36 protein-coding genes and 1 tRNA gene are annotated in these 26,496 nt (G+C 68.7%); 10 read left to right on the forward strand and 27 right to left on the reverse strand.

All coding sequences use genetic code 11. The annotated features are described in order from the left end of the window. Positions 1 to 305: 305 nt before the first annotated feature. Both ABZX37_RS00840 and ABZX37_RS00845 read right to left on the reverse strand, forming a co-directional pair. The gene (locus tag ABZX37_RS00840) at positions 306 to 1,016 is read right to left on the reverse strand and encodes an MBL fold metallo-hydrolase (RefSeq protein WP_354734893.1); all 711 of its coding nucleotides are present in this window, start codon (positions 1,014 to 1,016) and stop codon (positions 306 to 308) included. A 24-nt stretch (positions 1,017 to 1,040) separates the two neighbouring features. Continuing rightward, positions 1,041 to 1,541: a DinB family protein gene (locus ABZX37_RS00845; RefSeq protein ID WP_354734894.1), complete on the reverse strand. Its 501-nt coding sequence runs from the start codon at positions 1,539 to 1,541 to the stop codon at positions 1,041 to 1,043. A gap of 43 nt (positions 1,542 to 1,584) precedes the next feature. On the opposite strand from ABZX37_RS00845, the gene ABZX37_RS00850 reads away from it, so the two are divergent. From ABZX37_RS00850 to ABZX37_RS00860, 3 genes are all read left to right on the forward strand, one after another. Beyond that, positions 1,585 to 2,475: a DMT family transporter gene (locus ABZX37_RS00850; protein WP_354734895.1), complete on the forward strand. Its 891-nt coding sequence runs from the start codon at positions 1,585 to 1,587 to the stop codon at positions 2,473 to 2,475. A 122-nt stretch (positions 2,476 to 2,597) separates the two neighbouring features. Continuing rightward, positions 2,598 to 4,289 carry an ABC transporter ATP-binding protein gene (locus ABZX37_RS00855; protein ID WP_354734896.1) on the forward strand — a complete coding sequence of 564 codons (1,692 nt, stop codon included), beginning with the start codon at positions 2,598 to 2,600 and terminating at the stop codon, positions 4,287 to 4,289. Then, complete coding sequence (locus ABZX37_RS00860) at positions 4,286 to 6,046, forward strand: ABC transporter ATP-binding protein (RefSeq protein WP_354734897.1); 1,761 nt, start codon at positions 4,286 to 4,288, stop codon at positions 6,044 to 6,046. Before ABZX37_RS00855 ends, ABZX37_RS00860 begins: the two co-directional genes overlap by 4 nt. Positions 6,047 to 6,061: 15 nt before the next feature. Here the strand turns inward: ABZX37_RS00860 and ABZX37_RS00865 are convergent, their stop codons facing one another. Next, positions 6,062 to 6,808 (reverse strand): SDR family oxidoreductase, encoded by a 747-nt coding sequence (locus ABZX37_RS00865; protein WP_354734898.1) that lies wholly within the window; start codon positions 6,806 to 6,808, stop codon positions 6,062 to 6,064. 106 nt (positions 6,809 to 6,914) lie between these two features. On the opposite strand from ABZX37_RS00865, the gene ABZX37_RS00870 reads away from it, so the two are divergent. Beyond that, entirely contained in the window at positions 6,915 to 7,511 is a 597-nt protein-coding gene (locus tag ABZX37_RS00870) for a TetR/AcrR family transcriptional regulator (protein WP_354734899.1), read from the forward strand. Between the two features lie 98 nt (positions 7,512 to 7,609). On the opposite strand, the gene ABZX37_RS00875 is transcribed toward ABZX37_RS00870, so the two are convergent. Both ABZX37_RS00875 and ABZX37_RS00880 read right to left on the reverse strand, forming a co-directional pair. Beyond that, entirely contained in the window at positions 7,610 to 7,819 is a 210-nt protein-coding gene (locus ABZX37_RS00875; RefSeq protein ID WP_354734900.1) for an MbtH family protein, read from the reverse strand. A 23-nt stretch (positions 7,820 to 7,842) separates the two neighbouring features. Further along, complete coding sequence (locus tag ABZX37_RS00880) at positions 7,843 to 9,180, reverse strand: lysine N(6)-hydroxylase/L-ornithine N(5)-oxygenase family protein (RefSeq protein WP_354734901.1); 1,338 nt, start codon at positions 9,178 to 9,180, stop codon at positions 7,843 to 7,845. Positions 9,181 to 9,317: 137 nt separating this feature from the next. Here ABZX37_RS00880 and ABZX37_RS00885 point away from each other — a divergent pair, with 137 nt between their 5' ends. Then, positions 9,318 to 10,265, forward strand: coding sequence for a methionyl-tRNA formyltransferase (locus tag ABZX37_RS00885; protein ID WP_354734902.1), 948 nt, complete (start codon positions 9,318 to 9,320; stop codon positions 10,263 to 10,265). A 52-nt stretch (positions 10,266 to 10,317) separates the two neighbouring features. Here the strand turns inward: ABZX37_RS00885 and ABZX37_RS00890 are convergent, their stop codons facing one another. After that, on the reverse strand, positions 10,318 to 11,955 hold the full coding sequence (locus ABZX37_RS00890; protein ID WP_354734903.1) for an ABC-F family ATP-binding cassette domain-containing protein: 1,638 nt from the start codon (positions 11,953 to 11,955) through the stop codon (positions 10,318 to 10,320). A gap of 121 nt (positions 11,956 to 12,076) precedes the next feature. On the opposite strand from ABZX37_RS00890, the gene ABZX37_RS00895 reads away from it, so the two are divergent. The 3 genes from ABZX37_RS00895 (at position 12,077) to ABZX37_RS00905 (ending at position 14,053) form a co-directional block, all read left to right on the forward strand. After that, positions 12,077 to 12,967 (forward strand): PaaX family transcriptional regulator C-terminal domain-containing protein, encoded by an 891-nt coding sequence (locus tag ABZX37_RS00895; RefSeq protein WP_354734904.1) that lies wholly within the window; start codon positions 12,077 to 12,079, stop codon positions 12,965 to 12,967. After that, complete coding sequence (locus tag ABZX37_RS00900) at positions 12,964 to 13,734, forward strand: enoyl-CoA hydratase/isomerase family protein (protein ID WP_354734905.1); 771 nt, start codon at positions 12,964 to 12,966, stop codon at positions 13,732 to 13,734. Before ABZX37_RS00895 ends, ABZX37_RS00900 begins: the two co-directional genes overlap by 4 nt. Positions 13,735 to 13,979: 245 nt before the next feature. Further along, a tRNA-Pro gene (locus tag ABZX37_RS00905) sits at positions 13,980 to 14,053 on the forward strand. A gap of 120 nt (positions 14,054 to 14,173) precedes the next feature. On the opposite strand, the gene ABZX37_RS00910 is transcribed toward ABZX37_RS00905, so the two are convergent. From ABZX37_RS00910 to ABZX37_RS01000, 19 genes are all read right to left on the reverse strand, one after another. Further along, complete coding sequence (locus ABZX37_RS00910; RefSeq protein WP_101440378.1) at positions 14,174 to 15,379, reverse strand: site-specific integrase; 1,206 nt, start codon at positions 15,377 to 15,379, stop codon at positions 14,174 to 14,176. Next, entirely contained in the window at positions 15,379 to 15,555 is a 177-nt protein-coding gene (locus ABZX37_RS00915) for a helix-turn-helix domain-containing protein (RefSeq protein ID WP_101440377.1), read from the reverse strand. Before ABZX37_RS00915 ends, ABZX37_RS00910 begins: the two co-directional genes overlap by 1 nt. Continuing rightward, a complete protein-coding gene (locus ABZX37_RS00920; RefSeq protein WP_354734906.1) occupies positions 15,536 to 16,897 on the reverse strand; it encodes a replication initiator in 1,362 nt (453 codons plus the stop codon). Before ABZX37_RS00920 ends, ABZX37_RS00915 begins: the two co-directional genes overlap by 20 nt. A 93-nt stretch (positions 16,898 to 16,990) precedes the next feature. Further along, positions 16,991 to 17,677 (reverse strand): DUF2637 domain-containing protein, encoded by a 687-nt coding sequence (locus tag ABZX37_RS00925; RefSeq protein WP_354734907.1) that lies wholly within the window; start codon positions 17,675 to 17,677, stop codon positions 16,991 to 16,993. A gap of 15 nt (positions 17,678 to 17,692) precedes the next feature. Further along, complete coding sequence (locus ABZX37_RS00930) at positions 17,693 to 17,920, reverse strand: hypothetical protein (protein WP_354734908.1); 228 nt, start codon at positions 17,918 to 17,920, stop codon at positions 17,693 to 17,695. A 26-nt stretch (positions 17,921 to 17,946) separates the two neighbouring features. Then, on the reverse strand, positions 17,947 to 18,177 hold the full coding sequence (locus ABZX37_RS00935; RefSeq protein ID WP_134661663.1) for a hypothetical protein: 231 nt from the start codon (positions 18,175 to 18,177) through the stop codon (positions 17,947 to 17,949). Beyond that, positions 18,174 to 18,605 (reverse strand): hypothetical protein, encoded by a 432-nt coding sequence (locus tag ABZX37_RS00940; protein WP_037820870.1) that lies wholly within the window; start codon positions 18,603 to 18,605, stop codon positions 18,174 to 18,176. The genes ABZX37_RS00935 and ABZX37_RS00940 overlap by 4 nt, the downstream gene beginning before the upstream one ends. Next, positions 18,602 to 18,823, reverse strand: coding sequence for a hypothetical protein (locus ABZX37_RS00945; RefSeq protein ID WP_354734909.1), 222 nt, complete (start codon positions 18,821 to 18,823; stop codon positions 18,602 to 18,604). Before ABZX37_RS00945 ends, ABZX37_RS00940 begins: the two co-directional genes overlap by 4 nt. A gap of 4 nt (positions 18,824 to 18,827) precedes the next feature. After that, positions 18,828 to 19,205, reverse strand: coding sequence for a hypothetical protein (locus ABZX37_RS00950; protein WP_354734910.1), 378 nt, complete (start codon positions 19,203 to 19,205; stop codon positions 18,828 to 18,830). A gap of 26 nt (positions 19,206 to 19,231) precedes the next feature. Continuing rightward, entirely contained in the window at positions 19,232 to 19,453 is a 222-nt protein-coding gene (locus tag ABZX37_RS00955; protein ID WP_101440371.1) for a hypothetical protein, read from the reverse strand. Beyond that, positions 19,450 to 20,823: an FtsK/SpoIIIE domain-containing protein gene (locus tag ABZX37_RS00960; protein WP_354734911.1), complete on the reverse strand. Its 1,374-nt coding sequence runs from the start codon at positions 20,821 to 20,823 to the stop codon at positions 19,450 to 19,452. Before ABZX37_RS00960 ends, ABZX37_RS00955 begins: the two co-directional genes overlap by 4 nt. Positions 20,824 to 20,922: 99 nt before the next feature. Continuing rightward, on the reverse strand, positions 20,923 to 21,105 hold the full coding sequence (locus ABZX37_RS00965) for a hypothetical protein (RefSeq protein WP_354734912.1): 183 nt from the start codon (positions 21,103 to 21,105) through the stop codon (positions 20,923 to 20,925). 3 nt (positions 21,106 to 21,108) lie between these two features. After that, the gene (locus tag ABZX37_RS00970; RefSeq protein ID WP_101437485.1) at positions 21,109 to 21,372 is read right to left on the reverse strand and encodes a hypothetical protein; all 264 of its coding nucleotides are present in this window, start codon (positions 21,370 to 21,372) and stop codon (positions 21,109 to 21,111) included. Positions 21,373 to 21,381: 9 nt separating this feature from the next. Then, a complete protein-coding gene (locus ABZX37_RS00975) occupies positions 21,382 to 21,549 on the reverse strand; it encodes a hypothetical protein (RefSeq protein WP_158242587.1) in 168 nt (55 codons plus the stop codon). A 1-nt stretch (position 21,550) separates the two neighbouring features. Then, positions 21,551 to 21,715 (reverse strand): hypothetical protein, encoded by a 165-nt coding sequence (locus ABZX37_RS00980; RefSeq protein ID WP_354734913.1) that lies wholly within the window; start codon positions 21,713 to 21,715, stop codon positions 21,551 to 21,553. After that, complete coding sequence (locus tag ABZX37_RS00985; RefSeq protein ID WP_255442901.1) at positions 21,712 to 21,843, reverse strand: hypothetical protein; 132 nt, start codon at positions 21,841 to 21,843, stop codon at positions 21,712 to 21,714. The genes ABZX37_RS00980 and ABZX37_RS00985 overlap by 4 nt, the downstream gene beginning before the upstream one ends. A gap of 109 nt (positions 21,844 to 21,952) precedes the next feature. After that, complete coding sequence (locus ABZX37_RS00990; RefSeq protein ID WP_158242584.1) at positions 21,953 to 22,123, reverse strand: hypothetical protein; 171 nt, start codon at positions 22,121 to 22,123, stop codon at positions 21,953 to 21,955. Further along, entirely contained in the window at positions 22,123 to 22,302 is a 180-nt protein-coding gene (locus tag ABZX37_RS00995) for a hypothetical protein (RefSeq protein ID WP_143271490.1), read from the reverse strand. Before ABZX37_RS00995 ends, ABZX37_RS00990 begins: the two co-directional genes overlap by 1 nt. Positions 22,303 to 22,464: 162 nt before the next feature. After that, the gene (locus ABZX37_RS01000; protein WP_101440368.1) at positions 22,465 to 22,848 is read right to left on the reverse strand and encodes a hypothetical protein; all 384 of its coding nucleotides are present in this window, start codon (positions 22,846 to 22,848) and stop codon (positions 22,465 to 22,467) included. A 122-nt stretch (positions 22,849 to 22,970) separates the two neighbouring features. Here ABZX37_RS01000 and ABZX37_RS01005 point away from each other — a divergent pair, with 122 nt between their 5' ends. Further along, positions 22,971 to 23,837, forward strand: a complete 867-nt coding sequence (locus ABZX37_RS01005) for a GntR family transcriptional regulator (protein WP_101440367.1) — start codon at positions 22,971 to 22,973, stop codon at positions 23,835 to 23,837. 53 nt (positions 23,838 to 23,890) lie between these two features. After that, a complete protein-coding gene (locus ABZX37_RS01010) occupies positions 23,891 to 24,712 on the forward strand; it encodes a glycosyltransferase (RefSeq protein ID WP_354735135.1) in 822 nt (273 codons plus the stop codon). A 93-nt stretch (positions 24,713 to 24,805) separates the two neighbouring features. On the opposite strand, the gene ABZX37_RS01015 is transcribed toward ABZX37_RS01010, so the two are convergent. Further along, a complete protein-coding gene (locus ABZX37_RS01015) occupies positions 24,806 to 25,126 on the reverse strand; it encodes a hypothetical protein (RefSeq protein ID WP_101440366.1) in 321 nt (106 codons plus the stop codon). A gap of 434 nt (positions 25,127 to 25,560) precedes the next feature. Continuing rightward, positions 25,561 to 26,112: a hypothetical protein gene (locus ABZX37_RS01020; RefSeq protein WP_354734914.1), complete on the reverse strand. Its 552-nt coding sequence runs from the start codon at positions 26,110 to 26,112 to the stop codon at positions 25,561 to 25,563. Between the last annotated feature and the right edge of the window lie 384 nt (positions 26,113 to 26,496).

The raw sequence follows: 26,496 nt of genomic DNA on the forward strand, positions 1-26,496 counted from the left end.
GTCATCGCGGCGGCTGCTCGCCGCCCCTGGCAACGCCCACCTCGCCGAACCATCGGACGCCCGGAGCCATCGCGAAAATTGTCGGTGCTGTGCGGTACAAGATCACTATGGTTATTTCCACGGCACAGCAAGCGTTCTTCGCCCCGGCCCCGCACAGCGCACCCCGTCGGCGCAACCAGCCTGCCCCGCGGGCAAGTTGCGGCACCACCGCTGCGGCGACCGCACAGCCAACCAGCCGATCCCGCCGCCCGCCCCCGGCACCGCGCGCCGAGCCGAACTGTCAGCGGCCCGAACCGAGACCCGGCTCAGCCGCCGAACATCAGCCGCCATTCCTCCAGCGACCGGGGCCGGAAGACGAAGTTCGTCCCCTTCACCCGCGACAGCGACGCCGAAGACTCCGGCGAATACTGGTGTCCTGGATACACCACCGGATCGCCCGGAAGCGTCGCCAGCCATTGCAGGCTGCGGAAAATCGCGTCCGCGTCGCCGCCGGGGAAGTCGGTCCGGCCGCAGCCCTCCAGGAACAGCGTGTCCCCGGAAACCAGGCGGTCGCCGACCAGGAAGCACTGGCTTCCCGGCGTGTGCCCCGGCGTGTGGAGCAGCCGGATGTCGATCGAGCCGACCGTCACGACGTCGTCGTGCTCGTGGGCGCGCAGATCGGTGTCCGACACGCCGCTCACCCGGCGCACCCACTCGCTTTCTTGCGCGTTGACGTGGATCGGCACCGGCCGCAGCGCGAGCAGTTCCGCGATGCCCGGCAGCGAGAAGCCCATCATGTCGCCGCCGACGTGGTCGGGGTGGTGGTGGGTGGCGAGCACGCCGGTCAGCCGCATTCCGTCGGATTCCAGCGTCTCGATCAGGTCGCCCACCGCGTACGCCGGGTCGACCAGCACCGCCTCGCCCGATTCGCGGTCCCCGATGAGGTAAGCGAAATTCACCATCTGGGTCGCGACGGGATCCCCGACGGCGAAATCGCGGCCGGCGAGCAGTTGGCGGAAGTAAAGCTGGTCTGCCATGCCCCGCAGCCTAACGGTCGCCGCTCACTCCCCCACGGAGCCGTCGGCGAGTTCCCGCAGCGCGTCGAGGTGCCCGACGTGCCGCGCGGTCTCCTGCACGACATGCGCCAGCACCCAGCGGACGGTGTAGTCCCCGGACCGCCGCGTCCGGTCCTCCGGCGTGAGCCCGGCCAGCGCCGCCGCCACCCGTTCCCGCTCCGCGCGATAAGCCGCGACGACCCCGGCGACGTCGTCCTCGGCCGTCAAATCCCAGCTCGGATCCGGCGACCCTTGCCAGAGCGACGGCTCATCGGACCCGCCCGCCTCGATCACCAGCCACCACCGCTCGACCGCGGTCAGGTGCTTGAGCACGCCCAGCGCGCTGGTCCGCGGCGAACTCGGCAACGGCGTCGCGGCCGCCTGCTCCCGGGTCAGCCCGGTGACCTTCCGCACCGCGGTCGCCCGAAGAAAGTCGAGGAACCGCGTCTGCACGGTCAACTCGTCGCCGTCGAGCGGATCCGGCCAGACGCGTTCTACCTCCGCCATGGCCCCGATCCTACCGTCGCCGGGCAGGAATACCCTCGGCGTCATGGTGTGGGGATTTCTGTGCGCGTTGCTGTCCGCGGTGGCCTACGGCGTCGCTTCGGTCATGCAGGCGGTGGCCGCGAAGGCCGCCCCCGACGAGGGCGGTTCCGGCGTCGACCCGCGCCTGCTGCTGCGCGTGCTGCGGCAGTGGAAGTTCGTCGTCGGCCTGCTGCTCGACGGTGTCGGCTTCGTCGCGCAGATCGCCGCCCTGCACGTCCTGCCGTTGTTTCTCGTGCAGGCAACCCAAGCCGCGAGCCTCGCGGTAACGGCAGTCGCGGTGCGGGTCTTCGGCGTCCGACTCGGCGCACGGGAATGGACCGCGGTAGGCGTCGTGTGCGCCGGGCTCGCCCTTCTCGGTTCGTCGGCGGAAAGCGAGGGCTCCAGCGAGGTCGGCCTAGGCTTCCGCCTGACGCTGGCCGGCGCCGCCGTCGCACTCGGAATCGCCGGACTCCTGGTCGGCCGCGCCAGCGACCGTGTACGCACCGCAGGCTTAGGCCTGGTCGCGGGACTGTGCTTCGGCCTCGTCGCGGTCGCCGGACGGGTGATCCCCAGCCTCGCGCCTCTGGACCTGCTACGCGATCCTGCCCTGTACGTCGTCGCCGTCGCAGGTGCGCTGGCCATGCTGTTCTTCGCCACCGCCCTGCAACGCGGCAGCGTCACAACGGCCACGGCGATGATGGTGCTCGGCGAGACGGTCATGCCGTCGCTGATCGGCGTCGTCCTGCTCGGCGACCGGACCCGACCCGGCTTCGCCGTCGTCGCCCTGATCGGTTTCGTCCTGGCCGTCGCCGCCGCTCTGGCACTGGCCCGGTTCGGCGAACCCGAACCGGCCTCCGCCCCGTCCGGAGAGCAGCCGCCGGAGGCAGAGCCCGCCGGACACGACGCCCGCCGGTAGGCCCGCACCTCCCACCGCCCCGCCGTCACCCACTGAAGGTTAGGCTAGCCTTCGAAACTGGCGGGACGAACGGGAGCAATCGGCGAACGGGACCAGCCTCGCCCGCACGAAGGGAGGCGCTGGTGAGCACGACCGCACCCACGACCGGCCGTGGGGTCCTCCGCGGCGCCGTCACTGGCCAACGGAAGTCCGTTCTCGCCGCCTCCGTCCTCGCCGCAGGTCACCAAGGCGGCGAGGCACTCGTCCCGGTAGTGGTCGGCGTCGTACTGGACCGGGCCGTAGGCGACAGTTCGACACTCACCCTTCTCGGCTGGCTCACCGTGCTCGCCGTCGTCTTCCTCGTGCTCTCCTACAGCTACCGCTTCGGCGCACGAGCCGCCGAGCGGGCGTCCGAACGGGCCGCGCACGAGATCCGGCTCGCGGTCAGCCGTCGGGTCCTGCATCCGCGCGGCGGCGCGGAGAACGGCTCCCTCGCCGGGGAATTGGTGAGCGTCGGTACCTCGGACGCCCGCCGCGTCGGGATGGTCAACGCGGTGCTTCCGTTCGGCATCGCGGCACTCGTGGGACTGGTCGTGAGCGCGGTCGTGCTCCTCCGGATGTCCGTACCGCTCGGGCTGCTCGTCCTCCTCGGCACCCCGCCGCTGCTCTTCCTCGCCCACCTCATCGGCAAACCGCTCGAGAAACGCAGCGAACTCGAACAGGAACGCGCCGCGCACGCCTCGGGCGTCGCCGCCGATCTCGTCAGCGGGCTGCGCGTCCTGAAGGGCATCGGCGCGGAACCGGCGGCGACGGCACGGTATCGCCGCACCAGTCGCGATTCCCTCCAGGCGACCATCCGCGCCGCCCGCGCGCAGGCTTGGCACAACGGCGCGCTGCTCGCCCTCACCGGGATCTTCATCGCGATCGTCGCACTCGTCGGCGGCTCGCTCGCGGCGAACGGCGAGATTTCCGTCGGCGACCTGGTCGCCGCGGTCGGACTGGCCCAGTTCCTCCAGACACCGTTCACCATCTTCGCCTGGGTCAACGGTCAACTCGCCCAGGGCCGTGCCTCCGCCGGGCGAGTCGCCGCTGTGCTCAGCGCGCCCCCGGCTGTCCCGGACGGAACCGGCGAGCTGCCCATCTCGGCTCGCGGCAGCGTGACGTTTTCCTCCGTGTCGCACGGAAAACTCCGCGAGCTCGACCTCACCGTCCCGCCTGGCGAACTGCTCGGTGTCGTGACCACCGACCCCGCCACGGCCACCGATCTCCTCGACTGCCTAGGCCGGTTCGCCGACCCCAGCGACGGAGCCGTCCGCATCGATGCCGTGAATCTGTCCACTGTGGATCCCGAACGAGTCCGTGACGTCGTCCTCGTCGCCGCGCACGACACCGATCTGTTCGAGGGCACCGTGGAAGACAACGTCCGCGGCGGAATGCCCGCCGTCCCCGACGGAGTGCTCACCGCCTCAGCCGCCGACGAGGTTGCCGCCACTCTCCCCTCCGGCACGGCCACGACGGTCACCGAACGCGGGCGATCGCTGTCCGGCGGGCAACGACAACGCGTCGCCCTCGCGCGCGCTCTCGCCACGGAAGCGACGGTTTTGGTGCTGCACGATCCGACTACCGCCGTCGACACCGTCACCGAAGCCCGCATCGCCACCGGAGTCGCGCAGCTGCGCCGGAACCGGACGACGATCGTGGTCACCACCAGCCCAGCCCTGCTCTCCGAGACCGACCGGGTCGTGCTGATCGAAGACGGCCAGGTCGTCGCGGAAGGCAGCCACGCCGAACTGGTCCGCGCCGAGGCGGCCTACCGAGCGGCGGTGCTGTCGTGACCGAACGCGAACTCCTGCCCGTCGCCGCCGGGCCGCGCATCCGGGCCGTCCTGCTCGATCTGCTGCGCCAGGCGAAAGGCCGCGCCGCCGGGTCCTTCGCCTTCGTGGTCGGCGCGACCGCGATCGGCCTGCTCACCGCTCCGCTGCTCGGCCGGGTCGTGGACCTCGTCGCCACCCGGCAGCCCGCGTCCGCGCTCGCGTACCCGGTCGCCGGGCTGGTCCTGGTCGCCGTGACGTCCGCGATCGCCACCGCCATCGGCGTCTCGATGCTCGCCCGGCTCGGCGAAACCATGCTCGCCGACCTGCGCGAACGGTTCATCGACCGCGCGCTCGGCCTGCCGCTGGAACAGGTCGAAAAGGCCGGTTCCGGCGACCTGACCACCCGCGTCACCAACGACGTCTCGGTCGTCGCCGAAGCCGTCCGGCAAGCACTGCCCGCGCTGGCCCGTTCGGTGCTGACGATCGTGCTCACCCTGGTCGCGATGGCGATCCTCGACTGGCGTTTCCTCGCCGCGGCCCTGCTGGCGGTCCCGATCCAGCTGCACACCGTCCGCTGGTACGTCCGCCGCGCGACCCCGCTGTATGCCGCCCAGCGAGCCGCCGTCGGCGCGCAGCAGCAACAGCTTCTCGACACCATCGGCGGCGCCAAGACGGTCCGCGCGTTCCGTCTCGCGGACGCACACGTCGACAGGGTCCGCGAACGGTCCAATGGCGCCGTGAAGCTGGCGTTGCGCGGGGTTCGCCTCGGCACCCGGTTCTACGGACGGCTGAATCTCGCCGAGTTCGTCGGTCTTTCCGCCGTACTCGCAGCCGGTTTTCTTTTGGTGGGCGCGAATCTCGCGACAGTCGGCGTCGCGACGGCGGCCGCGCTGTACTTCCACAGCCTCTTCGGGCCGATCAACACCGCGCTCGCGCTCGTAGACGACGCGCAGGCGGCAACCGCGAGCCTCTCGCGGCTCATCGGGGTGGCAGATCTCCCTTCACCGGCCGAACCGGCCCAGGTGAGCCGTCCGGTCGACGCGTCGGTGAAGGCCGTCGACATTGGACACTCCTATGTGGACGACCATCCGGTGCTCCGGGACGTCGATCTGGAAGTCGCGCCGGGCGAGCGAGTCGCGTTGGTCGGGGCCAGCGGCGCGGGAAAGACAACGCTGGCGAAACTGCTCGCCGGAATCCACCAGGCCAGCAAGGGCACAGTATCGATCGGCGGCGTTCCGCTCGACCAGCTCGGCCCGGCCGCCACCCGTCGCGCGGTGGCGTTGATCAGCCAGGAGGTGCACGTCTTCAGCGGCCCGCTGGCCGATGATCTCCGCCTCGCCGCCCCCGAGGCCAGCGACGGCGAACTGCGGGCCGCGCTGGCGAAAGTCGGCGCGGCCGAGTGGGTCGAGGCCTTGCCGGAGGGGCTCGCGACGGTCGTCGGCGAGGGCGGGCATCGGCTGACCGTCACGCAGGCTCAGCAACTCGCGCTGGTCCGCCTGGTGCTCGCCGACCCGCCGGTGGCGATCCTCGACGAGGCGACGGCCGAAGCAGGCAGCGCGGGAGCGAAAACGCTGGAATCCGCCGCAGCCGCCGCGCTCGAAGGTCGTACCGGCTTGATCGTGGCGCACCGCCTGACCCAGGCGGCCGCTTCGGACCGCATTGTCGTCCTGGACGCCGGTGCGGTGGTCGAATCCGGCACGCACGACGAACTGGTCGCGGCTGGCGGACGGTACGCCACGCTCTGGACCGCCTGGTCCGGCCTCCGCAGGACGGAGTGATCCCGCGCGGCCGGGCTATGCGGCGTATCCGCCGTCGATCCTCAGCACCGCACCGGTGACGTAGGAGGCCTGCGGGCTGGCAAGGAAGACGACGCCCGCGGCGATCTCCTCCGGCCTGCCGTACCGCCCCATCGCCGCGGTCGGAAGGAACATCGACGCGGCTGGACCGTCGGCGGGATTTCCTTCGGTGTCAATGAATCCGGGCTGGACGACGTTGACCGTGATGCCCCGCTGCGCCAGATCGCGGGCCGCGCCCCGGCTGAAGCCCTCGAGAGCCGACTTCGTGCCCGTGTAGTACGCCATCCCCTGGAAACCCGCCCGGGCGGCCACCCCGGAGCTGATGCTGACGATCCGCCCGCCCTCAGGCAGCAACGGCACCGCCGCCTGGATTCCGGCCACCACGCTGGTGTAGTTGACGGCAAGCTGCCGTTCGACAGCGGCCTCGTCGACAAGCTCGCTGCCGACGAGATCGCCGCCGCCCACGGCCGCGTTGTTGACCAGGATGTCCAGCTTCCCGAACCGCTCGACCACCCGCCCGATCAAGCCCGCCGCCTGCGTCGCGTCCGCCTGGTCGGCCAGGAAAGCCGCCGCGCGCACCCCCTTCGCCTCCAGGTCGGCGACCACGTCCTCGGCCCGATCCGCCGAGGACGAGTAGCTGATCGCGACGTCGGCTCCCTCGTCGGCCAGCGCCAGCGCCGACGCCGCCCCGATCCCCCGCGACCCGCCGGTCACGATCGCCACCTTGTTGTCCAGCTTTCCCATGCGCTTCCCGCTTTCCCCTGGCCGCGACGTGCCGCGGAGTTCTTGACCGTGCGGTCCACCATAAGGATGGTGGACCGCACGGTCAAGAACCTTTACCCTGGTCCGCATGGCACGTCCGCGCACGTTCGACGAGAAACAGGTGCTCACCGCCGTCCGCGATCAGTTCTGGGACGCCGGCTACGCCGCGACCTCGCTGGAAGACCTGATGCGGGTCAGCGGCTTAGGCAAAGGCAGCCTGTACGCGGCGTTCGGCGACAAGCGCCAGCTCTTCCTCCGGGCGCTGCGCAGCTACACCGACGACAGCCACGACGCTCTCCGGAAAGCCCTCTCCGAGCCGCCGCGAGCCCTGGACGCACTGCGCCTGCTCCTCGAGGCACCGATCGACGACCCGACCGGCACGCGACGCGGCTGCCTGATGGCCAACAGCACGTGCGAACTCGGCAACGCCGATCCGGAAGTCCTCGCCCACGCCCACCGCACCTACGAGACGTCCACGGCGCTGATCGGCGACTGCGTCGCGCGTGCCCAACACGAGGGCGACCTGCCTTCCAGCGCGGATCCGATCGCACTGGCGCGAGCCCTCCTGGCCGCGCAACAAGGGCTCGTGTTCATGAGCCGGACCGGACTGGACACAGCCACGCTCACCGCGACCGCACAGTCGCTCGCGGCTCAACTCCTGCCGGACCGCACCGACGCACGTTGAGGAACCAGCGCCGGTGCCCGATTCCGGCAGGCAAAGTCCAGCTAACCGCAGACCGGAGCGGGGAACCCTGGATTCGCACCGGGTCCCCCGCCGGGGCTTCAGGATTCCCGCGACCTGATCAGCGACAGCGGACGCAGGTCAGTCCAGTTCTGCTCGATGTGGTCCAGACAGGCTTGCCGCGCGTCCGGGCCGAACGTGGTCCGCCAGCCGTCCGGCACGGTCGCGAAGTCCGGCCACAGGCTGTGCTGGCCTTCGTCGTTCACGAGAACCCGGTAAACGCCGTCGGGGCTTTCGAACGGATTCGTCATAGCTCAGTCCTCTCCCAGCTCGCTCAGCGAATCCCGCTCACCGCGTACTCGACCGGGTCAGCTCCGGCGGCCCGTCGATCCACAATGGACTGCAGAATCTCGCCCACCCGCACGGCCGTGTTCGACAGCAGCGACGACGTGATCCCGTGCGTGTGTTCAGTTCCGCCTTGCAGATAGAGACCGCCGCGTACAACGGGATCGGTGGTGATCCGGTAGTCCCGTTCGACCTTCAACCGCCCCTCGTCGTCCCTGCGGCATTGCCCGGCCAGTCCGCCGAGCAGCGACGTCGGATCCGCGGGCAGATAGCCGGTCGCGTAGATGACAGCGTCGGCGTCCAGCACCGAACGTTCGCCGGTAGCCAGCGATTCGACTGTCGCGCGCACGTGCGTGCCCTGGTCGGCGACCTCGACCGGGCGCGAGATGTTGAACAGCCGCAACCGTTCCACGCCGAGCACCTTTTCCTGGTACCGCCGCCGGTACAGCTCGTCGATGAGGTCCAGGTCGACCGCGGAGTAGTTCGTCGCGCCGTGGTAGCCCATCAAGCGTTCCTTGACCGGTTCGCTTGCCGCGTAGAAGGAATCGACCGCCTCGGGGTCGAAAATCCGGTTGGCGAACGCACTGTCGTCGGCGGGGCTGTAGCCGTAGCGGGCGAACACCGCGCACACCTCGGCGCGCGGGAATTCGTCGTGCAGCAAGGCAGCGACCTCGGCCGCGCTCTGACCGGCGCCGATCACCACGAACCGGCGCGCGTCCGTGCCGCGCAACGACTCGACGCGGTGCAGCAGTTCGCTGTTGTGCCAGATCCGTTCCCCGGCGACGACACCGTCCGGCAGCTTCGCCCGCAATCCGGTTCCCAGCACCAGGTTCCGTGCCCGCAGCTCGGTGATTTCGCCGTCCACCTCGGCGCGTACGTCGAAGAACGCGATCTCGTCCCCGTCGCGCACCGGTTCGACCGAGACGACCTCGCTGCCGTAGGACACCAGGTCGTCGACCTTCGCCGCGGCCCATTCGAAGTAGTCGTGGAACTCGACGCGCAGCGGGAACAGGGTCTTGTGGTTGATGAAATCGACCAGCCGCCCCTTCTCGTGCAGGTAGTTCAGGAAGGTGAACGCGCTCGCCGGGTTCCGCATCGTCACCAGGTCCTTGAGGAACGACACCTGCATCGTCGCGGTGTCGATCAGCATCCCGCGATGCCAGCCGAACCGGGGCTGGCGCTCCAGGAAGTGCGCCGTGACCGTCTCCCCCGAGCCCGCGTTGTGCTCGGCGAGGGCGATCGCGAGCGCGAGGTTGGACGGCCCGAACCCGACTCCGACCACGTCGTACACCGGCACCTGGCTGTCCTCGGCCCCTGCTCGTGACATGAAAGTCCCCTAGCGCGGCACTGCCGCATCACCGTTCCCGACTGACCAATGCTCAAGAAACCCTAACCTAACTTAGGTAAGCCTCAACTAGTACTGTCTGGGTGATGTTCGTCCCGACCACGAAAGGTGCACCGCCGATGCGCGTGGCCATGTTCGGCTACCAGACCTGGGGACACCGCACCCTGAAGGCCCTCCTCGACGCAGGCCAGGACGTGCGGCTGGTGGTCACCCACCCGCCGAGCGACCACGCCTACGAACGGATCTGGAGCGATTCGGTCGCCGAGCTGGCCGAGCAGCACGGAATCCGCACCCTGCTGCGCACCCGCCCGGACGACGCCGAACTGCTCGACGAGCTGAAGGCCGCGGACCTGGACCTGATCGTCGCGAACAACTGGCGCACCTGGCTGCCGCCGGAGATCTTCGCCCTGCCGCGCAACGGCACGCTCAACGTGCACGATTCGCTGCTGCCCGCCTACGCCGGCTTCTCCCCCATCATCTGGGCGCTGATCAACGGCGAGCCGGAAGTGGGCGTCACCGCGCACATGATGAACGACGAACTCGACGCGGGCGACATCGTGGCCCAGCGCGCCGTGCCGGTCGGCCCGCGCGACACCGCCACGGATCTGTTCCACCGCACCGTCGACCTCATCGAACCGCTCGTGACGGAAGCGCTGGGCCTGATCGGATCCGGCACGGTCGTCCCGATCGCGCAGGACCGGACGAAGGCGAGCTTCTTCCACAAGCGAGCGCCGCGCGACAGCCTCATCGACTGGACGTGGTCGGCGGAGGAGCTGGACCGCTTGGTACGCGCCCAATCCGACCCGTACCCCAACGCCTTCACCTACCACCGCGGCGAGCAACTGCGCATCGTGCGCGCGTCGGTTTCGGACGGTCACTACGGCGGGACGCCGGGACGCGTCTTCATCCGCGAAGGCGAGGGCGTGGTGATCGTCGCCGGGCGGGAGGCGCGGCGGGGTCAGTCGCCGGGGCTGCGGATCGAACGCGTCCGGACGGCTGACGACCGGGAGCTTTCGGCGGCGGAGTACTTCACGACCATGGGCGGGTATCTCACCGACCGTCCTTGACAGCTCGTGAGTGCCTGTTCCGTTCTCCGGCGCAGGCACTCACGAGGCCTGGTCAGCGCTCGGAAACCTTGCCCCCGTCGACTTCCAGCCGCCGCGTCACCGACACCGCGTCCAGCATCCGCCGGTCGTGCGTCACCAGCAGCAGCGTCCCGGGGTAATCGTCCAAAGCGGACTCGAGCTGTTCGATCGCGGGCAGGTCCAGGTGGTTGGTCGGCTCGTCCAGCACCAGCAGGTTCACCCCGCGCGCCTGCAGCAGCGCCAGCGCCGCGCGGGTGCGCTCGCCGGGCGAAAGCGTCGCCGCCGGACGCAGCACGTGCGCGGCCTTGAGCCCGAATTTCGCCAGCAGGGTACGGACTTCCGCGTCGGCGAGCGACGGGACCTCCTGCGCGAACGCGTCCGCCAGCGGAAGGTCGCCGAGGAACAGCCGCCGAGCCTGGTCGACCTCGCCGACCACGACGCCCGGCCCGAGCGCGGCATTGCCCTCGTCCAGCGGCACCCGGCCGAGCAACGCCGCCAGCAGCGTGGACTTGCCCGCGCCGTTCGCGCCGGTGATGGCGACCTTGTCCGCCCAGTCGATCTGCAGGTCCACCGGCCCGAGCGTGAACTCGCCGCGCCGCACGACCGCGCCCCGCAGCGTCGCGACCACCGCGCCCGCGCGCGGAGCGGCCGCGATCTCCATCCGCAGCTCCCACTCCTTGCGCGGCTCCTCGACGACCTCGAGCCGCTCGATCATCCGGTCCGTCTGGCGCGCCTTCGAGGCCTGCTTCTCGGTGGCCTCGCTGCGGAACTTGCGGCCGATCTTGTCGTTGTCGGTCGCCTTGCGGCGGGCGTTCTTGACGCCCTTCTCCATCCACGAGCGCTGCATGCCCGCCCGCGCCTCCAGCGCCGCGCGGGTGTTGGCGTACTCGTCGTAGTCCTCGCGCGCGTGCCGCCGCGCGACCGCCCGTTCCTCCAAATAGGACTCGTACCCGCCGCCGTACGCCTTCACCTGGCGCTGCGCCAGGTCCAGCTCCACCACGCGGTCGACGGTGCGGGCCAGGAACTCGCGGTCGTGGCTCACCAGCACGGTCCCCGCGCGCAGCCCGGTGACGAAGCGCTCCAGCCGGGCGAGCCCGTCGAGGTCGAGGTCGTTCGTCGGCTCGTCGAGCAGGAAGATGTCGTACCGGCTGAGCAGCAGCGACGCCAGCCCGGCGCGCGCGGCCTGCCCGCCGGAGAGCGAGAGCATCGGCTGGTCGAGGTCGACGGCCAGCCCGAGGTCCGCGGCGACCTCGCCGGCACGGTCGTCCAGGTCCGCTCCGCCGAGCGCGAGCCAGCGGTCCAGCGCGGTGCCGTATGCGTCGTCGGCGCCGTCGATGCCCGCGGTAAGCGCATCGGTCGCGGCGTCGAGTGCGGTTTGCGCTGTCGCGACACCGGTGCGTCGCGCGAGGAACGCGCGCACCGACTCGCCCTCGCGCCGCTCCGGCTCCTGCGGGAGGTGCCCGACGGTGGCCGTCGGCGGATTCAGCCGGACCTCGCCGGATTCCGGGCGGGTCAGCCCGGCCAGCGTGCGCAGCAAGGTGGACTTGCCGGCGCCGTTGACGCCGACCAGGCCGATCACCTCCCCCGGGGCGACGACGAGATCAAGGCCGGAGAAGAGAACGCGGTCACCGTGGCCGGCGGCCAGGTCCTTCGCGACGAGTGTGGCGCTCATATCGCAGCCGAGTTTACGGGTGCCCCTCGCGCCGCGTGCCGCGTGTCGGCTCCGTCACTCCGAGTGGGTACTCTGGGCGGGTTGCCGGGTCCAACGAGAGCAGTGAGGTCGGTGAAAAGCGATGGCGGAACCCGCCCCGGTCCCGTTCGGCCGGGGGAAGCAGCGGGCTCCCCGGCCGACCGTCAGCAGACGGCGCGAGGTGAGCCACGCGAGTGCGCGGTCGCTGCTGATGACCGTGCTGGGCGAGTACGTGCTGCCGCGCGACCGTCCGGTGTGGACGTCGATGCTGGTCGAATCCCTCGGCATGCTCGACATCGAGGAGAAGTCCGCGCGCCAGGCGCTGGCCCGTTCCGCCGGCGAGGGCTGGCTGGTGTCCGAACGCATCGGCCGCCGCGTCCGCTGGTCGCTGACCCCGCCCGGACGGCGCCTGCTCACCGAGGGCGCCGACCGCATATACGCCTTCGGCCGCGACGCGCACGCCTGGGAGAACCGCTGGCTGATGCTGATCGTCTCGGTGCCGGAGGCGAAGCGCGACCTGCGCCACCGCCTGCGCACCCGCCTCACCTGGGCCGGCTTCGGTTCGCCCGTGGCAGGCGTCTGGGTCAGCCCCGATCCGAGCCGCGAGCCCGAAGCGCAGAAAATCGTCGCCGAACTGGGCCTCGAAGCGCAGGCGATGTCGTTCACCGCGGAGTACGGCGCGATCGGCGACCAGGAAAGCATGGTCGCGCGGTCCTGGGACCTCTCCGAGCTGACCGACCGGTACGAGGACTTCATCGACCGCTTCACCGGTGTGTCCCCCTCCGGCTCGCAAGCAGTCCTGCGCGCGCAAACGGAACTGGTGCACGAGTGGCGGCGTTTCCCGTTCCTCGACCCGCAACTGCCCGCGGAACTGCTGCCCGCAAGCTGGAGCGGTGCCAAGGCGGCAGAGCTGTTCCACCGCAAACACGTGGAATGGCGCCCCGCCGCGCAGGCGTACTGGGACCAACTCACCGCGAACGAGGAGCAAGCATGACGAGGCTGGAACGCGACGGCGGGCTCGCCGTGCTCACCATCGACGAGCCGCCGCTCAACCTCTACACGAAGCCGCTCCAGGACGCGCTTCTGGACGCGATCAGCTCGCTGGAGGAAACCCCCGCCCGAGCCCTCCTGATCCGCGCCGAAGGCCGCGTCGTGAGCGGGGGTGTCGATGTCGCGCTGTTCGACGCGCAGTCTTCTCCCGCTGAGGCGAAGGTGCTCTTCGACGAGCTGCTCACTGTCCCGGATCGCCTTGCCGCACTGCCGTTCCCGACGGTTTTCGCCGCGCACGGCCTCTGCCTGACCTGGGCTTTCGAGGTCGCCATGGCTTGCGATCTGTTGCTGGCCGCTTCCCGCGCGAAGTTCGGTCTAGTGGAGAAGGTCGTCGGCCTGACGCCCACGATGGGTGGAACCCAACGCCTCGCTGCCCGCGCTGGGGTGGCGCGGGCCAAGGAGTTCGTGTTCACCGGGGAGCCGTTCGACGCGGCGACCTTGGAACGGTGGAACGTCGTCAACCGGGTGCTTCCGGATGAGGGTTTCGATGACGCTGCACGGGAGTTCACCCGTCAGCTTGCTGAAGGCCCCACCCAAGCACACGCCGCGACGAAGCAGATCCTGGCGCACTTCGAGCACGGCGGGGTGCCAGAAGCGAACGCGCACGTGACGGAGATTGCCGCGGATCTGTACAACACGGAGGACCTGCGGGGTGCGGTGAAGTCGTTCCTGGCGGATGGGCCAGGGAAGGCTCGGTTCAGCGGTCAATGAGCGGCTTGCTCGCCAGCCCTGGCCCCCTGGCGCGGGCCAGGGCTTTTTGGTGCCCGCGTGGTGCTGCGGTCGGCAGCTCCGGGTTGATCATGACGGTGTCGTGCCGCCTCTCGCGCGGGGAACCTCGTTTGCCTGGGTTTGCGCAGGTCAGGGACTAATGAAGACCTCGCTGCAGGGCCGGTTTGGGGACCCGCTAGAGTAGTCACATCGCACTCCACGAGGGGTTCCTCGAGGAGTGAGGAGTCCGGGCTGTGGCGCAGTTTGGTAGCGCACTTGACTGGGGGTCAAGGGGTCGCAGGTTCAAATCCTGTCAGCCCGACCGGACAGAGCCACGTTCACGCAGGTGCACGTGGCTTTTTTTGTTGCCCGCGATCGGCCCGGAACGACAGAAACCCCGGGCCGTGCAACATTCGTACAACACGCGCCCGGGGCTTCCCGGTCAGGCCGCCATGCGTTCGAGTGCTTGCCCACGGCGAAAGTCGAGCACGTCAGCCACCTCGTCGAGGCGGTCCGGCCACAGGTGCCCGTAGATGTTCAGCGTCATGGACGCGTCAGCGTGCCCGAGCATCTGTTGCACGACCTTGACGTCCGCGCCTGCCGCGATGGCGAGCGAAGCTGCGGTGTGCCGGAGCTTGTGCGGCGTCAGCCCGTCGACCTCCAGCCCGGCAGCGTGCACGGCGGCGTTGAACTCACGGGTACGCCAGTTGTGCGACCGCAGCGAATCGCCGCGCTTCGTGGTGAACAGCAACTCGGTGTCCGCCCTGTCCTCCTTCAGCGGCTTCAGCAGCGGCACCAGCGACGCGGGGATCGACACGGTCCGCTTCTTTCCGGTCTTCGGCAGGACTTCGTGCTGCACCCCGCCGACCTCAGTGAAGGTCACTGCGATCCGAATCCGGCGCTTGTCGAGGTCGACACGCCCCACGCGCAACGCGGCAGCCTCGCCCCAGCGCATCCCGGTGTACGCGAGCAGCAGAATGAACGCCCGGTTGACCGCTGCACACGCGGTGGGCTTGTCGTACTTCGTCCGCAGCTCCCCGGCCGCCGCCGCGAGCTTTTCCACCTGGTCATAGCTCAGGTACACGTGCTCGGCCTCCAGCGGTATCGGAGGCTTCACCCCGCGAGCCGGGTTCCGGGGTATCCGCGTCGGGACGCACCACTCCAGCACCATCGCCAGCACGCGGTAAGCATGGCGCGCCTGCGAGGGTCCCAACCCCGAGCCTTTGTCCTTCGTGCTCTTCACGAGTTCGGCGACCCAGACGGCAATGTCCTCGCCCAGAACCGCGTTCAGCGGCGTCTCGCCCCACCTCGGAATCACGTGGTTGTCCAGCAACCCCCGGTACTTCCACCACGTACTCGGCTTGAGGTCATGCCGCGAGGCGAGCCACTTCTCTGCCATCTCCCCTACGGCCACTTTGGACAGATTCGGGTCCACATAGGTCCCGCCCGCGAGCGATTCCGCGATCTTGTCGCGGCGATCCTCAGCCGCCGTCTTGTTCGGCGCGACCTCCGAGCGCAGCTTGTTCGCCCGGTCGTAGTACATGACCATCCATCGAGCGGGCGGCTTGCGTCCGGCCGATTTCGCCTTCCGGACACGCGCAGCGAAGTCAGGCTGCCCGGAGCGGTCGTAGATCCACGCGCGGGCCATCAGGCGGTCACCTGCCCATCGATCCAGGCGTCAACCTCGTCGGGCCGGAATCGGACGTACTTGCCGATCCGGTAACCCCTCGGCCCTTTGCCGGTCTTGCGCCACTGATACACGGTGTTCGACGGAACGCCGAGGTAGTCGGCGAGCTCGTCGACGCTAAGCAGCTTGTTGTCCATGGTCGTTTTCCTTGCTGTATTTGTGTTTGCGGTCGTCTCGGATGCGGCAGGCGATGGCGGCGGCGAGTTCGCGTTCGGCGTCGTCGCTGTAGCCCGCGCCGTCGAAGGTCCAGTTGTTGACCACGGCGACGGTGTCGGCGCGGTCGGCGAGGCCGAGGCGTTCGAGGGTTTCCTCGAGCCGGAAGCGGCGGCGGTCGCCGCGGATGTCCTTGAACGTGGTGGAGTAGGCGCGGGACTTGGTGAGGAAGTGGCCCCGGAAGGCGAGCATGTGCGCCCAGCGGCGCAGGTTCAGCTCTTCGTAGGGTTCGAGCGCGCCGAGGTCCCAGGCGGTCTGGATGATGCGGCGGTGGTGGTCGGAGACCCGCAGGTGCGCGATGTCGCGTTCGGAGCGGATCGGCCGGTCCGCGGCTTCGCTCTTACCGGTGCCTTTGGTGGCGTACTTCGCGATGTAGGCGGCGAGGCGGGCTTCGCTGATCCGGCCGGCATTGTCCTCCAGCTCCGCGGAGCCCATGGGTTCGATGCGGCGGACGTCGACCTGGTCGCCCCAGGTCAGCACGAGCGGCGTGCCGTCGGGCAGTGCGCTGGTGGCGTAGGCGGCTCCGGCGGCGGCGTAGACGGCGTCTTCCAGCAGGTCCGGGTGCGCCCAGGGCGGGGCGGGGTCGGCCGCGCCGTCGGGGCCGTCGAGGCGGACCACGGCGTGGAAGTGCACGAGTCCGCGCCGCTGGTATTCCGCGACTTTCCCGTAGGAGAGGCGGGCTTGTTCGGCGAACTCGCGGGCTTTGAGCCCGGCGCGTTTGGCGATCTCGCGGCGCAGCCGGGTGGTGAACCGCTGCCACAGCACCCCGGCGTGCGCTTGCCAGAGCACGGAGCCGGTGTAGTCGTAGGCGTCGGGGTCGAGCGGGGTGCCGACGCGCGGGTCGGCGTCGAGGTGGTATTCCCCGCAGCCGCAGGGGATGCGTTTGCCGCGCGGACTGGTGCGGGCGTGGTGCACCGGCCCGAAGGAGGGCGCGGTGAGGGTGACGAACGCGCGGGGCCGGTCGGTGACGTGCTCGGGAACGCCTTTGTGGCCGCCGACGAGTCCGGCGCGGACAAGGTGGAAGGCGTCGGCGGCGTAGCGGTCGGAGCAGGACGGGCAGACCGATTCGCGGCGGTTGCCGCACGGGACGAAGATGTCGCCGCCGTGGTGGTGCAGCACCTGTCCGCTGGCAGCGTCCTGGAGCTGGTGTGCGCCGCCGAGGCGGATCGGGCGGGCGCAGCCGTTGACGGCGTGCACTTTGGCGCGCCATTCGTCGTAGTCGCGCATCCGGACCCGGTAGGCGATGCGGTCGTCCAACGTGTGCATGTCGGTTGGCCCTTTCGTTCGCGGGCATGGAAAACGGCGCGGGAACCAGCCGGTGTAGGCCAGCTCCCGCGCCGTCGGTCGGTGCGGGGTGGTTCAGGCGATGACGGGGTGTCCGTTGTGGCCGGTCAGGTCGGCGACGATGCGGGCGGCCATGGCATCGGGGACGCGGGCGGCGCGGCGGATGTCGTCGGCGGTGAGGTCGCGGCCTTCGTCGCGGGCCGCGTCGGCGGCGGCGTGGACGCGGCTGGCGATCTCCGGCGGGAGTTTCAGCCGGGTGGCCGGTCGCGCAGGCGGGCCTTGCGGTGCGGGCGCGGTCTCCGGTTCAGCGGGACCGGCGGGTTCGGCCGGTGCCGGGGCCGGTGTGGCAGCCGGTGCGGGTTCGGCGGAGGCGCGGCGCATGAGGAGCTTGACGACCACGAGGAACCCGAGGGCGGGCATCGCGGCGACGAGCCATCCGGCCGGGGTGGGTTCGGCGAGCGCGACTTGTGCGGTCATCTGCACACCGAACCCGGCCACCAGCACCCCGAGGGGGAAGCTGAACCGGCGGTGTCGGCCGGTGCGGTGGTCGCGCTGGACCTCGAACCCGGCCACGATCACGATCCCTTCGATGACGACGGCGTCGGCCCAGGCGATCCAGCCGGTCTGTCCGTGGTGGACGGCCCAGTCGTGGGTGTGGGTGAACCCGGCCGCCGCGCCGATCAGGCCGAGCGTCGAGGCGACCAGCAGACGGACGATGTCCACCAGCCGACGAGTCGCGTTCGCACTGTCCGCAGTGGACATGAGGTTTCCTCCCTTTTATTCGTGGCCGGTGCGGAAGCGTTGCGCGCAGCGGCGGAACACCCCGGCGTAGGTGTCCAGCCAGCGGGCGAGGTCGTCGGACAGCTCCGCCAGGCGGGGCTGGACGAACCACGGTTCGCCGTCGTGCACGCCGAGTTCGAGCGTGTAGAGCTCCTGGAACTCGTCGACGACCGGCAGTGCCTGGCGGAACGCGTCGGCGAAGTTCTCGCCGAAGTGGTGTTCCATCGGTGGGGTTCCTTCCGTGAGGGTGGTCAGGACGAGCCCGGCAGGTGCAGGGCGTCCTCGTTCTCTGCGAGGTCGGTGCGGAAGACGTCGATGAGGCGTTCGCACTCGCGGACGATCCGCACGTCCAGGTCGATCAGCTCCAGCACGGTCGACGAAGCGTCGCCGGACCGGTGTTCCAGGCCGCGGGCGACGGCGTCCTCGTATTCGTCGACCAGCGCGACCAGCGGCCAGACGATGCCGCTCACGTCCTCGTTCACGGCCGCGCACCGCCCGGGTAGTCGGAAAGGTTGCTCCAGCGCTGGAGCATCGTGCGGCCGCGCGCGGTGAGCTTCAGCGGCGTGACCGGCCGCCGGATCGCGCCGTGCATCGCCGACACCGTGTCCCGGCTGCCGCCCGGGGCGACGTAGCCGACGGAGATCAGGTGATGCACGACGTCCTCGTCCAGCGCGGTCCGGACGCGGTCGGTGTCCTCGAACACCAGCACCCGGTCCGTGTCGTCCAGCAGCGCGAACCTCCCGTCGCGGACCTCGGCCAGCACGTCCTTGGCCACCAGCGGATTCGCGCCCTGCCCGGTGTCCTTGCGGCGGGAGACCCGGGCGGGCGGGCACTGTCGGCCGGACTGCGGAGCCGAAGCCGCGGGGACGGTGCCGAAGAGCCCGAGCTGCGCCGGGTCGCGGCGGGTCACCGGACACGCTCCCGGCCGACCGGCCCGAACTCCCGGTTGCGGAAGTCCGCGACCGCGATCCCCACGCCGAGCCCGATGCACCCGAACACCACCGTCGCGCTCCAGAACAGCGCCGACGGGCCTTGCGCCATGTAGATCAGGATCAGGACGAGCAGCGCGGGTGCGCCGAGCTTGAGCCACAGCCACGCCCGCCACACGTAAAAACCGATGCGCCACATGGGTTTACTCCTCTGCGTCTTCGGGTCGGTGGTACGGGCAGAACACGAACTGTTCGGACGTGGCCAGCCAGGCGGGCTCGAAATAGATCACCTGGAGGACCGCGTCCCAGGAGAGTTCCGGCCGCGTCGCCGAGGCCCCGTAGGGACGCTCGCCGCACACCCCGCAGCGCGGGAAGAACACCTCGTCGTAGCGGCGCAGGCCCGGGGCGTGCCCCTCGTCGGCCAGCTTCCGCCATGCGGCCAGCGCTTTGCCGTCGTCCGTGGTGCACGCCGCGATCTGCGTGACGCTGCGCCGCACGGGGCCGGAGCCACCGAAGCGTTCGTAGCCGACCACCCAATACGTTTCGCGCACCAGGCACGGGTAGTAGACGATCTGCTGCATCGCTTCTCCTTGTCCGATGGGGACAGTCATGCGCCGACCCGGCGGGCGAGGGCCAGCACGTCGGCGAGCGCGCCGAACACGTCCAGCGCGGCGGAGTACTCCGGGTCGTCGACGAGCGTGTCGGTGTCGATGGCCCCGAGGTGGCGTTCGCGTTCCTGGCGCACGGCGTCGCACCAGGTCCCGGCGCGGTCCGAGGCGACCGACAGGCAGGACAGGAAGTCCTGGTGCCGGTCTTCGCGGTAGCTCATGCGACCACCGACAGGGCCGGACCGGCGTGGTAGCCGCGGAGGATGAACGCGACCAGCTCGTCCAGCTCCCGATCCGACACGTACGCGGCACGGACCCGTTGCGGGACCCGCGAACGCGGCCGGATGACGAACCCGATCCCGGCGGTGTCCTCGCTTTCGGGGATCTCGTCGGCGAGCGCGCCGCGCAGCCGGGCCCCGTCGCCGAGCACCATGTCCACATGCGATTGCGAGGTCACCCGCAGGCAGACCCGGACCGGGAACAGGTCGCGCACCGGGACGGTGTCCTTGGTCGGTTCCTGCACGAGCGCCATCGTGGAATGCCCGGTCGCCCGGCCCTGGGACACCGCGATCGCCAGATCCTTGCGCAGCGTGCGGGCGATCGTGCCGTCGCCGTAGGCCAGCAGAGCGCCGATCTCGTCCACGATCAGCAGGTTCAGCGGCGTCTCCCGCGACATCGTGATCTTGCGCTTGCCGGTCGCGGCGAAGTCACGCTGCACCCGGCGCAGGTCCTCGATGAACTCCCGCACCAGCTCCGCACAGGCGGCCTCGTCGTGCTCGTAGCGGTGCGCGACCCCTTGCAGTTTGCGGAACTCCATCTGCTTCGGGTCGCAGATCCACAGCCGCACCAGCCCGTCCCGGATCAGCGGTGCCAGGCCGCGCAGCAGCGACAGCGGGATCGAGTTCTTGCCCGCCCCCGTCGCCCCGGCGATGAAGGTGTGCTTGCCCAGGACCGAGAGCCGCCAGTCGGTGCCGTACTCGGTGTCGCCGACGTAGATGTCGCCCGGGTCGACCGCGCCGGATTCCTCGGGCATGTCCGGGGCCGGGATGGTCTCGGTGAACGGCTCCCGGCGTTCGATGACCAGCGACACCTGTCCGGGCTTGACCCGCTCCAGCGCGATCCGCTCCACCCGCAGCGTGTCGGCGAGGTCTTCGAGCTTGTCGTTGAACGCCCGCCGTCCCATGCCCGGGGGCAGCAGCAGCGTCACCGTGTCCACCGACGGCGAGAACGACTGCACCCGCACCACGCGCGGGAACTCGGCCTTGCCGGTGCGGCGGTTGGTGACGTACAGGTCGCACGCCTGCAACGCCTTGTTCAGCTTCGGCCCGCAGTACTTCGACCAGCGGCGACGCCACGCCCGGATCCGCGGAGCGGCGTAGTGGTCGAACGTGTCCGGGTGCGCCCGGTACCAGGTGCACAGCCCCAGCGCCGTGCCGCCGACGATCCCGCCGGTCGCACTCCAGCCCAGCTCCAGCCCCGAGGCGGCCAGTCCGGCCGGCATCAGCACCGAGCCCGGGTGCCGCGCGGTCCACTTGAGACCCCGGAACTCCATCCCCGCCCGGCGGTCCGACTTCGGAACGCGGTTCTTCATCGCAGAAACTCCCTTCCGGCAGCACGAAAGCGGCCCCGCACACCTCGTCCGGCAAGGACGGAGGGCGGGGCCGGTCGCGTGCGATATTGCGTGTTCGGTCTAGTGCTCCAGCGCGGGGCGCGCGTCCAGCAGTTCCGTGGACAGCGTGCCCATCGCGCGGGCCGCCTTGTCGTGCGCGGCCTTGAAACCGTTGCGGTGCACCGGCATCCCGCGCATCGCGTCCTTGAGCGTGTTCATCGCCGAGTGCAGGTCGTCCACGACCCGGTCAACCTGATGCGCCATGGCTCAGAGCCTCCAATCCCGCGAAACGAGTTCGGCCTCGTGCTTCTTGCCCAGCGTCCGCAACCGGTCCAGCTCGTCGAACGCCTTCGTCCGGAACGCTTTCAGCTCGTCCCGGGTCGAGATCGTCCACGACTCCGAGGCGTGCCCGTCGTCGTAGGAATCGATCAGCTTGTCCACCTCCGCCAGCACCTCGGCCACGAGGTCCAGCGCCGCGGTGAACGTGCCGTAGCGCTCCTGCGCCCGGCGATTCAGGTAACCCACCTGCATGGCTGCCCGTCACCCTTCCCGTGTCGCGGCGGTCAGTTCGGCCGCCGTCCTGAGATCAGCGGTCAGGAACCCGACCGCGTTGCCGACCGCGACCCGGATGTCCCGGTCGGGGTTCGCCGCGACGAACCGCCGGTAAGCGGTCTGCGCGGCCTCGATGATGGCGACGATCTCCGGCATGTCAGGAGTCCTTCCGGATCACGTGCTGCGCGTCCCGCAGGCCCTCGCAGTAGCCCGCCTGCCACGCCATGTCCTCGGCCGGTTCGGCCAGCGCCTGCAACCGCTGCGCTTCCAGCCGTGCCGCGAGCATCCGGATCACCGCGCCGACGCGCACCGGGCGGCTCATCGCCGGGCCTCCCGCACCATCACCACGATGCCCGCGAACATCGCCATCCCCGCCATCAGCGGCGACGCGAAACCCAGACAGACCACCAGCACCAGCCAGAACAGAAACGGACTGAAATTCGCCACCATCGCCAAACCTCCTAGTCTCCGAAGTAATGCCACTGCCGGGAACAGACCTGACAGGTCGCGATTCCCGTCGCCGACAAGAAAAAATTCGCCGTGCACGCGTGCGCGGCCATCAGAAGCCCCGCTCGTCGATCCGTTCGCAGTCCTTGCAGCGGGGCACGCCCCACGCGAAGAACCACACCCGCTCGTGCTGCCCCGGCCCGAACACCAGCCCGCACAAACTCGTGCGAACACCCTTCAACCACTGGTGCTCCGCCTCGATGTGCACCATGTCCTCAGACATCACAAGCCCCGCTTCGGGCCGTACGGGTCGAACGTCGACAGCCCGTCCCGCCCCGTGAAAACCGTGTGCATGCCGTTCTCCCTTCCGCAATGCGAATCCGTGGTGAAACCCCAGGACTCCCGGACGAAAAGCACCCGGGAATCGAGGCGCGCCACCACAAACAGGCGCGTTTTAGGCATGGATCGGCCCACTCTGTATTTGTCAATCAACGGAAAGCGCCCTCGCCCGACTCGAAAACGGGCAGCCAACCGACTTGGGAAGGGCTCCAGGGTGGTGTTATCCGCGCACGGCCGGGGAGGAAGCCGCCGAGGGACCGGGCACCCGCCGGTCAGGAAACCGGGCTAGGCAGCGTCGCGGACCGCGCCAGCACCGGCAGGCTTGAGACCTTCTGCCTTGAACCACAGGCCCGACCCGGTGATCCGCCCCTCGTCGTTCGTCGTCTGCCACGTGTTCAGCACCGGGTCGATCAGCTCCACGTAGGTGCCCTCGTCGAACCCCTCGCCCGGGTCCGTCGCCAGCGTCACCTTGATTTCCTCGCCCTTGCCGATCCGGCCGTTCTTCCCCGGCTGGCGCGGCTTCGCGAACAGCATCACCACGAACGACGCCTCGCCGCTCTGCTTGTCCACCGCAGGGACCATCTCGCCCTTGACCTCCCGCATCTTCATCACGGGCGCTTCGGTGACCATGAACTTGTAACCGCCGCTGTAGAACGGGATGTCCTGCATGCCTGCCTCCTTAAGTTCAGTTTGCTAGTTCGCTAGCGAACTGACCGTAGGCTATCACCGACGTTGACCAAGACGCAAGGGGTTCGCTAGCTAACTTTTCGAGCGTGTGCGAAGATGCCCGCATGCAGGCAGAACGCACCAGCGGCGTCGTCCCGATGCACCTTCAGATCGCCGACGACCTTCGCGAACGCATCAACTCAGGAGCGCTACAGGCCGGAGAGCCACTCCCGCCTGTCCGCGAGCTTCAGGGCCAGTGGAACTGCGCAAGCATCACTGTCCGCTCTGCGCTCACCGAGCTGCGCCAGGAAGGTCTCATCACCGCAAGCGGTCGAGGGAAACCGCCCGTGGTCCGCCCGCAGGTTCAGAAACACCCCATCCACCTGTCCGCACGCTGGACCAACGAGCAGAAGGCTCTGGTCTTACGCCCTCGTGACGAGCGGGCCAAGCGCGGAGCCATAGAGATGATCGCCGGTATCCCGATCGACGAGATCATCTCTACGCACGTGTACAAGGACATCCCCGCAGGGGCCGAGCTTGCCGCAGAATTCAGCATTCAGGACACGGATGTACTCCAGCAGCGAACCTACGAGATGAAGGACCCCAAGTCGGGCCATCGGATCGCCTTCAGTGTGTCGTACATCCCTCTCGATCTCATCAGCAGCAACCCCGAACTACTCGACGACGCAAACGAGCCGTGGCCAGGAGGGCACCAGCACCAGCTCTACACCGTCGGGATTGAGCTAGGGCGAATCGAACGGACTGTCACTGCCGCGGAGCCCAGCTCGATCGATCGCGAGAAGTGGGGCATGGACGTCGGGACCCCGCTACTGAAAGTGCGCTCACGCTCCATCGATGTCCAAGATCGTGTCGTTGAGCTTTCGGACGCCGTCTACCCGGCCGATCGCACCAAGATCGAGGTCAGCGAGCAACTAACGCCGTGGCCCGCCGGTTACCCGAAGTACAACCACGAACAGGAGCACGGAAAGTGACACTGAGCAAACCGCGCAATCGTACTTTGACCACGGACGCCGGGTACGTATCCATAGTCCTGCCAGCGCACAACGAGGAATCGACCATCGAAGCCGCGGTTACCGCCGCGAGGGCAGGACTCTCTGAACTGTCAGTCGACGGCGAAGTGATCGTCAGCGCGAGCGGGTGCACCGACAAGACCGCCAAGTTCGCAGAGGATGCAGGTGCGAAGGTCGTCGTTGCTCCTAAAGGGAAAGGTGAAGCGATCCTCTCGGGTGTGAAGTCCGCGCGGGGAGAGATCGTCTGCCTGATGGATGCTGACCTCGATTACTACGGCGAAACCCCACTTGTCGCGTTACTCGTCGAGCCCCTGATCCAAGGGATCGCCGACGCAACGATCTCGAACCTCTACTGGCGACCCATGTACCCCGACCAGTGGCTCAATGGGTTCTTTGCCCCGCTCGCCGGTCTGTTGCTTCCCGAAATCCTGCCGAAGGTTGGTTCCACACCATGGTCCGGTCAACGCGCCGCACGTCGGAGTCTCTGGCCGGACACGCTCCCGTCTGGCTTCACCTCAGACCTCGCTATCACGCTCCACTGGAATCAGCACGCCACCCAGTTGCGCCCCGTCCTCACCGACGACTGGTTCAATCCCATCCGGCCTAAGCCTGAGCTTCTTCAGCAGGACTTCCGGCTCCTCGTCGACCACGCGGTCAGTCGTGGCCGAATTTCCGCTGCGGCGACCCCGGAATTGGAGTCCTGGTTTCAGCACATCAATGCCCTCATCAACAGCTACGACGAGGCACACCCAGACCCGATGGGCTACGAACGCAACCTCTTCGAGACGGCACACCGCGAGCTTCAGCGACGAGTACTACGGGACTTCCGCGAGTGATCACCGCGAGCAGATCTTAGCCCCACAATCGAACGCCCCGGCGGCCATTGGTGCAACCTCACTGCCGGGGCGTTCCTATGTCTGCGGTACCCCCTAATCCCCATCCTGCTCGGGACGAAGGAGCGCCACAATCTGCGCCATACCGGTATTCAGCGTGCTGAAACCCTCCTGGACCTGCTGCTGAAGCTCGTCAAGCTGCCTGCCCTGATCGGAGAGCTGGCGACCCTGCTCAATCTGAGTCTCGCGCAGAGCATTCAACGTCCTCGTGTGCGCCCGAAGCTCCTCCCGGAAACCCGAGACATCACGATCAGCCGCACCCGCCAGCACACGAGCCGCTGCAGCGTCCTGCTGAACCTCCGCGACCGCACGCTCCAGGCGAGCAACCCGGCCCTCCAGCTCCTCCAGGTCTGCCACCGCTGCTCCTCTCCGCGACCGTCCGGTGACCATGCTACCGAGTCCCTCCTGCATGGTCCGGTGCGATGCCTGTGTTCAGAGTTTCTTTTCTTGTTCAAGGCGGCCCCTGCGGGGCCGCGCCGCTATCGGGCCGGGCACGCGGGGCCCGCCTCCGGCACCCACGCACCCGGCCCGGCGGCTGCACCTAGGGCCACGTCTCAAGAAGAAAGAATGTCCTCGCCGGACGGGCAGGTCTCCGAGATGGCCGGGACCGCGCGCACGTTGCGTCCGTGAGTGACCTGCCGCCATCCCGACGACCTCCCCAAGGGCTATCACGCCGCGTCAAGGGGGCAGTTCGGCCGGCACGCTGCGGACCGCGGAAAGGTGCCCCCTTGACCCGACGTGATCGGGCTGCGCCAGGTCGACGAGATGGCGGAGAGGCCACCCACTTGTAGTTACTCGGCAAAGAGCGGTGCTATGTAGTCAAACTGTCCACTGTCCAGCAAGGGCGATGGGAGCGGCTCTATAGCTCCTAGGTCCCTTCGCATCGCCCGCAACATGCCTAATCGGATATCTTCCATCGAAGACGTGCTTGTTTCCTGCTCACTCTTTCGCAGGTCACCCGCAATCTTGTGGAGAGAATAAGCAAATCTGTGGAACTCGGCGATTACCTCGGCGGATGCGATCATGAATAGCCGTGCGCGCATGGTATACAGCAGCTCCCACTTCTCGGTGAGAAGGCGCTGTGTTTCGCGGAGAGCATCGCCTTTGGCTTCACGTCTGGCGGCGATTGCGGGCGTAAACTCGAACGCCAGTCGAACTAGGTCGTCGTAGACTTCAACTCTCCGATTATAAAGACGGGATTGGCGCGCAACCTCGTGCTCCTGCCGGAGCCGTTCGTTCGCGTGCCTGCCTGTGCGCCAGGCTGAGATCCACTGAGCCGCTATGGCTGCGCTGCCAGCCACGACTGCCGTGATCACGGCGAACCACCACGGAGTATCGTTCACAGAGTAAGCCTATGGAGGTTTGCGCGTCCGATCCAGGTGGCAGGCTTGTTCCCGCCGGAAGCAAGCTCGCGCGCTGGTCCGGCACCTGCCCACGTTTTACCCTCGCCAAACGACAGCCGATTACCGTCAAGGGTGCCCGACGACGCTCGATTGCGTTTGCGAACAGTGCTGGCACTGGCTGATATGGATCATCAACAGCCAACGTCGCCCAACATGATCCACAAAAGCCGGTATCGCAGGTTCGCCCAGGACCGTGCGTACAACATTCGTCCAACACGGCACCAGTCGACGTCAGCCAACGTCGATCAATGACCGCCAAGTTCCCGCAGATCAGAAGCACCCCTCGGTCCAGTGCGCCAGGTCGCCATCGCAGCGAACGAGGTC

The organism is Amycolatopsis sp. NPDC004079 (assembly GCF_040610415.1).
Taxonomy (GTDB): domain Bacteria; phylum Actinomycetota; class Actinomycetes; order Mycobacteriales; family Pseudonocardiaceae; genus Amycolatopsis; species Amycolatopsis halotolerans.